The organism is Skermanella sp. (assembly GCF_059503625.1).
In genome coordinates this window covers 1-7,137 of the sequence record NZ_JCACHA010000935.1, presented here as the reverse complement: position 1 = coordinate 7,137, position 7,137 = coordinate 1, and the positions used below count along the sequence as shown (strand labels likewise).

Annotated in this window: 7 protein-coding genes; 6 read left to right on the top strand and 1 reads right to left on the bottom strand. The window is 65.1% G+C overall.

The features are described 5' to 3' along the window. The first annotated feature begins 66 nt into the window (after nucleotides 1-66). Together AC5JJ6_RS34135 and AC5JJ6_RS34130 are read left to right on the top strand one after the other, a co-directional pair. Entirely contained in the window at nucleotides 67-648 is a 582-nt protein-coding gene (locus AC5JJ6_RS34135; protein ID WP_496046309.1) for a tripartite tricarboxylate transporter substrate-binding protein, read from the top strand. Nucleotides 649-767: 119 nt separating this feature from the next. Next, the gene (locus AC5JJ6_RS34130; RefSeq protein ID WP_496046307.1) at nucleotides 768-926 is read left to right on the top strand and encodes a hypothetical protein; all 159 of its coding nucleotides are present in this window, start codon (nucleotides 768-770) and stop codon (nucleotides 924-926) included. 144 nt (nucleotides 927-1,070) lie between these two features. Here the strand turns inward: AC5JJ6_RS34130 and AC5JJ6_RS34125 are convergent, their stop codons facing one another. Continuing rightward, nucleotides 1,071-1,757, bottom strand: coding sequence for a class I SAM-dependent methyltransferase (locus AC5JJ6_RS34125; RefSeq protein WP_496046308.1), 687 nt, complete (start codon nucleotides 1,755-1,757; stop codon nucleotides 1,071-1,073). 456 nt (nucleotides 1,758-2,213) lie between these two features. Between AC5JJ6_RS34125 and AC5JJ6_RS34120 the strand changes: the two genes are divergently transcribed. The 4 genes from AC5JJ6_RS34120 (at nucleotide 2,214) to AC5JJ6_RS34105 (ending at nucleotide 7,012) form a co-directional block, all read left to right on the top strand. After that, a complete protein-coding gene (locus AC5JJ6_RS34120) occupies nucleotides 2,214-3,563 on the top strand; it encodes a sensor histidine kinase (protein WP_496046306.1) in 1,350 nt (449 codons plus the stop codon). Nucleotides 3,564-3,800: 237 nt separating this feature from the next. After that, entirely contained in the window at nucleotides 3,801-5,201 is a 1,401-nt protein-coding gene (locus AC5JJ6_RS34115; RefSeq protein ID WP_496046305.1) for an HWE histidine kinase domain-containing protein, read from the top strand. 375 nt (nucleotides 5,202-5,576) lie between these two features. Beyond that, on the top strand, nucleotides 5,577-6,032 hold the full coding sequence (locus tag AC5JJ6_RS34110) for a response regulator (protein WP_496046304.1): 456 nt from the start codon (nucleotides 5,577-5,579) through the stop codon (nucleotides 6,030-6,032). 521 nt (nucleotides 6,033-6,553) lie between these two features. Continuing rightward, on the top strand, nucleotides 6,554-7,012 hold the full coding sequence (locus AC5JJ6_RS34105; RefSeq protein WP_496046303.1) for an NUDIX hydrolase: 459 nt from the start codon (nucleotides 6,554-6,556) through the stop codon (nucleotides 7,010-7,012). Nucleotides 7,013-7,137: the final 125 nt, after the last annotated feature.

Here is a 7,137-nt window from a genome sequence, read left to right as displayed (position 1 = left end):
AGATCAGCCCGAAAGGGCCCGCTCAAGCAGACACCGGTGAATAGGTCAGGCTAGCGTGTTCCGAACATTCTGATCTGCGATCGTGGCCTGCCGGTGCGGAGCGTGTCCGAACTGGTCGAACTGCTACGGCGGAACCCGGGGCGGTATGCCTATGCTTCTGCTGAGCCCGGCACGACTCCGCACCTAGCGATAGAACTTTTCAAACGAGTAGCCAAAGTTGACATCACACCAATTCCTTATCGCGCCGGTGGAAACGCAATCATCGACCTCCTGCACGGACGGGTCCACCTCATGATCCATAACGCCTCGACTGTAATCGTCGGTGTGCGCGAGCAAGCGGTAAGGGCGCTCGCTGTCACAGGTGCGGGGCGCAGCCCGGCGATGCCAGAGGTTCCTGCCATGGCTGAGTTTTACCCAGAGTTTGAAATCACCTCCTGGGGCGGCTTGGTTGGTCCGGCGGGGCTGCCGCTGCGGCTGGTTGAGCGCCTTGGCCGACTAACGCGGCAAGCTTTGGAAAGCCCGGATTTGGTCGAGGCTTTTCACGAGCATGGCGCTCTGCCCTGGTGGACAACCCCGGAAGACTTCGCAGGCTTTCGTGCAAGGCAGGAAAGGCTAATTGCCGGATTGGTAGCGGCTTCAGGCGGGTAAGCTGGCGGGCCTGCACACCTAGCGACGGCGGACTGGCTGCTAACGATGTTGCCCGGGACAGGGCGACGCACGAACCGCTGCTCGCCTCCGGGACGAGCCTGCTGGAAGCGGCGCGGCGCATGCTGGGCATGATGGAGCGCATCCTCAACCGGGCCAAGCGGGCCGACCTGCCCGCGAGTCCGTCACCCGGCACGGGGCTGCCCGTCAACTTCAAGGTGGTGGCCCGGAAGGTCGGCGTTACGATCCCGCATAGGCGCTTGGGCGTGTGGACCGGCTGATGGAGTGAGCCCGTCTGGCTGCGGTCGCCTTAGCAACGATCCCTGCGGGAGGGCCGTGATGATCCTCATCGCCCGCACCCTCTTTCTCACCTCGCTGGGACGAGGGTGGCGTCGGGTTCGACCGTTCTCCTCGCCGCGGCGTGCTCAGCGCCCCGTGCCGATTACCACAAGGTAGTCGCGCGGCATGGCGATGCCGTGTTCCGTCTGATGCGCGTGGTGGAAGGCGATGAAGTCGGGGCGGAGGTCGTCCTTCCGGTCGGTGTTCCGGTGCAGCATTTTCGTCGGGCCGTAGCCCTCGCTGAACACCTTCCAGACATGCTCGCCGGTCGGGATGCGCAGCACCATCGTCCCGGGCTCGAAGCGCAGGTGGAAGTCGCCGCCCAAAAGCTGGGCAACACGTTCGGGCCTGCCCCACGCGAAAGGCGACAGGGGAGCGGGGCTCGGCGGCAGCATGAAGGTACTCATCACTTGGAACAAGCCGTCGATCGTGCCGCCGGGAAGCCACCTCGTCAGGCCGATGCGCCCACCGGGACGGCAGAGACGGGCCAACTCCCCGGCCACCGCCTCGGGGCGGCTGGCGAACATCACGCCCGCCGTGGAGGTGATCACGTCGATGGCGCCGAAAGGCAGGCCGGTCTGCTCGGCGTCGCCGACCGCGAACTCGATGTTGAGGTTGGCTCGCTGGGCGAGGTGCTTAGCCGCCTCGACCACGCCCTCGTCAATGTCGAGCCCGGTCACCTTCGCGCTCTTCTGCGCCAGCCGCCGCGCCGTCCAGCCGGTGGCGAGATCGAGGGCGCGTTCGCCCGGCTGTACGCCGAGACGGTTGAGCAGGTGCTCGGTGCTGTCGGCGATGGCCTCGCTGATCAGGTCGTAGTCGGCACCCCCTGATCCTCAGGTGGCCCCCGACTTCTCATTGTGTGGTAGTATGGCGGGCATCGATAATGCCTCTCTCGGCGCGCGACGCGCCACCGAGGATCGTAGGCACGCCCGCCTAAGCGTAGCAAGCGTTGCGGTTCGCAGGGCGGCTAAGTTCTTCAACCGATTTCCTCCGCGGCGATCGCTTGCAGCAGCTTGAAGGGCGGACCAAGCGTGGCTTGGGCCGTCTGCCCGAGAGATTGGCACCAGCACCGGAACCCTCACGCGACCATAGCCGGTATAGAGTGCGACGGGGTTGCTGGACCGATGCACATCCAGCAATCTCTGCCGCCCGGGGCGCCCCGGCACAAGGAAGGCCGGGCGTGGCTCTGGCTGAGATTGGGGCGGAAACGCGGTAGAGGAGAAGTGCCAATGTCCGTCACCGGCCAGCCCCGGAACCGCGAAGGCCAAGCCGCGGCCGAGAGTGATGTGCGCAATGTCGAAGCCCGCGGCGGCCTCTTTGTAGCAGCGGTCGAGGCTACACGGATGCCAATGGCGGTCACCGATCCCAGAGTGACCGGCAACCCGATCATCTACGCCAACGCCGCTTTTCTCGAACTGTGCGGCTACGAGCGAGAGGAGGTGTTAGGCCAGAACTACTTCTTCCTCGTTGGCGCGCATGCCGACCCGGAGGTGGCGGCGCGGGTTGAGGCAGCCATGGCCGCACGGCAAACTTTTATTGAAGATGTGCCGTTTCGTGCCAGGGAGGGGCGGCAAGTTTGGGTATCGTTGTTCGTCAGTCCGGTGGTCGAGGCTGGCCGGGTTGTCCAGCACTTTGCCTCCTTTCTCGATGTCAACCATCGCATGGTGCAGGAGCGTGAACTGCGCGAGGCCAAGGAGACGCTGGCCCGGCGCGTCGCCACTCGGACGGGGCGCCTTCAGGAGGTCAACGCACGCCTGCAAGAAGAGGTCGCGCGACGGCAACGGACCGAGGCCACGCTGCGCGACGCCCTGGCTCAGGGCCAGGAGGAGATCCGCTACCGCGACTTCCTGATCCGCGAGGTCAACCACCGCACCAAAAACGCCCTGCAACTCGCGGTCTCGCTGCTGGGCCTTCAGGCACGCCATGTCGATAGTCCGGCCTGCCGCGACGCCTTGGAGGCCGCCATGGGGCGGCTCAAGCGTGTGGGCGAGGTCCATGTGCTGCTGACCTACCGGAGCGGCTGCCCTGACGTGATCGACTGCCCCGACTACCTGCGCCGCCTCTGCCGGGAGATGGAGGAGAGCTTGTCACCCTCAGGCGGGCGGGTCGCGGTCGTTTTGGACGCCGAGGACGAGGCGCTGTGGAGTCCGGACCTCGTGGTTCCCCTCGGCCTGATCGTCGGCGAGGCGGTGACCAACGCGCTCAAGCACGCCTTCCCCGAGCGGCGCGAGGGGCGGGTCCGCGTCGAGTTGCGCGCCAACGGCGGCGGGATGATGCGGCTGCTGGTCGAGGACGACGGCGTGGGTATGCCCGTGGAGCGCCGTACGGGCTCGCTCGGGCTGCGTCTGGTCGAGATGTTCGCCAAGCAGGTGAGGGGCGAGGCAGAGACGAAGGTCGGACGGGGAGGCCAGGGCACCGCTGTGGTGGTCACCTTCCCGGACCCGAATCCCCACATGGGTGACCGGCCCATCCGCCTGCTCGGCAGGCGCAAGCCACCTGCGGCGTTCATAATATCCGGTTCGACGAGTGTCTCCGCTCCCTATGGCCGCCGGGAACGCTCTCCGAAAAAGCTAGTCTAGGTTGCGGATATTGGCCTCTTATCCCCAGTTAGTTTATGGCAGATACCAGCCACCATGCGACAAGCCCCGCCGCGGTCCCATGCGAACGACGGCTTTGCTGCTGACGGTAATTTACACCCTCTCCCAGCGCTACGGCGCGGATTGTATGCCCTCGAATGTCTTATCACGCTGGTCTGAAAGGGCCGTCACCTGAGCAAGCGCACCGAACCCCGGGCTTTCCCGATCGGCGGTGGTGCGATGGGAGCCCTCATGCGGGAGCACGACTGGTCGGCCTCGTCGCTCGGCCAGCCCGAGACGTGGCCGGGCACTCTCCGCTCGGTCGTAAATCTCATCCTGCAATCTCGGATTCCCATGTTCGTCGCCTGGGGGCCGGACCTCGTGTTCCTATACAACGACGCCTACGCGGAAATCCTCAGCGCCAAGCACCCTGGTGCGCTAGGGACCCCCTTTCGGGTGGTTTGGGACGACATTTGGGGCGACATCGGGCCGCTGGTCAATCGCGCCATGGCGGGGGAGACGACCTACGGCGAGAACCTGCCCCTAACGATGCGCCGCAACGGCTCCGACGAGGAGACGTGGTTCACCTTCTCCTATTCGCCGGTCTACGACAGGCGCAGCAACATACGAGGCATGTACTGCGCCGTGACCGAGACGACCGGGCAGGTGATCGCGGAACGGTCCCTCCGCGACGGCGAGGCCCGCTGGCGCAATCTGTTTCAGGTCATGCAGGAGGGGTTCGCCCTCGGGGAGATGGTCTACGACAACGCGGGCGAGCCAGTCGATTTTCAATACATTGAGGTGAACGGCGCCTGGGAGAGGATGACCGGCATCCCGAACCAAGAAGCCACCGGCCGCCTGATCAGTGAGGTCATCCCTGGCATCGAGCGGCACTGGATCGAGGCGTTCGCTCGCGTAGTGGAGACTGGGGTGTCGGCTCACTTCGAGGAGTACTCCGCGACCCTCGGCCGATGGTTCGAGGTGGCCGTCTACCGCGCCGAGCCGGGCCGCTTCGCGCTGCTGTTCCTCAACACGACCGAACGCCGGGCCGCGGAGGAGAAGCGCATCCTCCTGCTGCGCGAGATCGACCACCGAGCCAAGAACGCTCTGGCCGTCGTGCAGTCGATGATCCGGCTCACCCGGGCGGAGGACATCCCGAGCTTCATCAAGACTGTCGAGGGACGGGTAGCCGCCCTGGCACGCGCCCACACCCTGCTGGCTAGCCAGCAGTGGGAGGGCGTCCACTTGCATGACATGATTCGCGGCGAACTCACCCCCTTCGTCGCCACGCGTGCCTCCTTCGATGGCCCTCCCGTCAGGCTGTCGGCGATCGCCTCCCAGCCTTTGGCCATGGCCGTGCATGAACTGGCCACCAACTCAGCCAAGCACGGGGCGCTCTCCGTCGAGACCGGGACGGTGGCGGTCGCGTGGTGGATCGAGGGCGGCGACCTCCACATCCGTTGGGTCGAACAGGGCGGCCCGCCGATCGACAGCGCGCCGAAGCATAGCGGCTTCGGGTCGCGGGTGCTGGACGGAACCGTCCGGAAGCAACTGCACGGGACGGTTCAAAGGACGTGGCATCCCTCGGGCCTCGTATGCCATATCGTCGTCCCACTTGAGGGGGGGCGTGGCAACGGCTGACCTTCTTGAGGACGTGCAGCAGTCTGATTCCGGACCTCGGCTCACTGATGAGCGGTAAGCGGTAGCGCCGGACCAGTTAGCGTAAAATCGGGAGGGAGCGTGGGCACGCCCCTTTCCCAATCATCAGCATTCCTCCTCCTCGGCGAGCATCCGGTGGAACTCTCGGTTCAACTCCGCCATCTCGCGCGAGGCCGGGGCGCGCATCCTGGCATATTCGCTCCAGCAGAAGGAGGGCGCCTTCCGCCACCGGAGCGCCCCGTCTGTCGGGCGAATGAACTCTCGTACCGTTCGCCTGTTTGGCCGGTCTACGCGCCCAGATACCCGCGATCCGCGAATGCGGGCCTGGGCTCCCGATCGCCAGGGGGGGAACGGCCGATGGACGTGCTGGTCGTTGAGGACGAGCCGCTGATCCGTGAGGCAGTGGCGTGCGATCTACGAAAGGCGGGCTTCCGGATCGAGGAGGCCGCCACTGCCGAGGCCGCGCTGGCTCTAGCTGAGGAAGCTGCCGCCGCTAGCGGGCCACCGTTTGTGGTCGTGACCGGTCTCCACCTCGGCCCCGGTTTGGACGGCCTGAGCCTCGGAGCGGAGGTGTTGCGGCGCTGGCCGGAGGTCGGTGTGGTGTACATGACCTGCCATCCCGACGCGCTCGATGGACGCCTGCTCAGCCCGCGCGAGCACTACGTCGTCAAGCCGGTTGCGCCCGAGACGCTGCGGCACGCGGTGCGCTGCATGATGCCCATTTGGGCGCTGTGCCGGATGCCGCCCTGGGTGGGACTGGGACATAAGGTCGTTGCCGCCCTTGGCCTAGCGGGCACCCCAAGGGGGCCATAGCACGCTGCGCTGCTCGTCCTGGCAGCCTTTGCCAGCAGGCGCGTACGCCCAAACCAGCGGCATCGGCTGTCACTGGAGGGTCTTCTATTGCGACTAAGTAACGGACCCAGCGGTGATGGCCACGGCAAGGACTGAGAAGCGCAAAGACGCCATCGGGCAGGCGCAGCGGAAAACGTAGCTGGTTTTGCGGCCCGGCTCGTGGATGGCCGAGGCAGCCCAGCCATCTTTAGCAACATCCCGTGCGACGCGGCGAAAGGCTTCAAGAGTCGTGCCGAACCGGCCGCCCAGAGTGCCATGGGAAAGGTCTAGGAGGTGAACCGCATGCGGCAGAGGTACAGCGGCAGCGACATGAATAACTGCTATATTCGGCATGTCTCAACTTACGTCCGCTATGTCGCCGTCAGGTATCAACTCCGCGAGGAGGCGGCCCTTGCAGGATATCCTAATGGCGCCTTTTCTGCTGCTGTTCCGAAGGCCATTGCTCACCACTCTGCGTCGTCGAATTGGAGGTCGCCCCTGCGATGTGGCATTGGCCTTGGCGAGTTGCCTACAAGGTCGGCTTCCACGCAGCCCGGCTCTGGTGGCGGCTGCGTCGCCCAGATCATGACGGTGCCGTGGTGGCAATCTGGCTTGGCGGTCGCATCCTTGTCGTTCAGCAATCCTACCGCTCGAACCTTTCATGGCCCGGAGGCGGGATACACCGGAACGAGGCCCCCAGGGACGCGGCTCGGCGCGAACTCGCCGAGGAGCTTGGGCTAACGGTCAGCCCCGATGACCTCGTGTTCGCCAGGGACATGGTTGTGGATTGGGATCACCGACGCGATCACGTACATATCTTCGAGTTGTACCTTCGGGCCGAACCACCAATCCGCATCGACAATCGGGAGATTGTGGATGCGCGATTCGTCGATCCACTCGTGCTGCTGGGAATGGACGACCTCCCTCCTTTTATCCGGGACTATCTGAGCAAACTGCTTTGACAATGGGGGAAGGTCGGTACCCTCTCGCCGTGGCCTGAAATACCATCCTTGCACTTGGGTTTAGTGTCGCGGCTAGAGCATTTCAGGTTTAGTCGAACGCGCAGCCTGAGTTGGCAAGGTAGTTC

Bases quoted from the DNA above. Each gene is read 5' to 3' on its own strand.
- AC5JJ6_RS34130 (WP_496046307.1), top strand. From the start codon at position 768: ATGCTGGGCATGATGGAGCGCATCCTCAACCGGGCCAAGCGGGCCGAC.
- AC5JJ6_RS34120 (WP_496046306.1), top strand. From the start codon at position 2,214: ATGTCCGTCACCGGCCAGCCCCGGAACCGCGAAGGCCAAGCCGCGGCC.
- AC5JJ6_RS34115 (WP_496046305.1), top strand. From the start codon at position 3,801: ATGGGAGCCCTCATGCGGGAGCACGACTGGTCGGCCTCGTCGCTCGGC.
- AC5JJ6_RS34110 (WP_496046304.1), top strand. From the start codon at position 5,577: ATGGACGTGCTGGTCGTTGAGGACGAGCCGCTGATCCGTGAGGCAGTG.
- AC5JJ6_RS34105 (WP_496046303.1), top strand. From the start codon at position 6,554: ATGTGGCATTGGCCTTGGCGAGTTGCCTACAAGGTCGGCTTCCACGCA.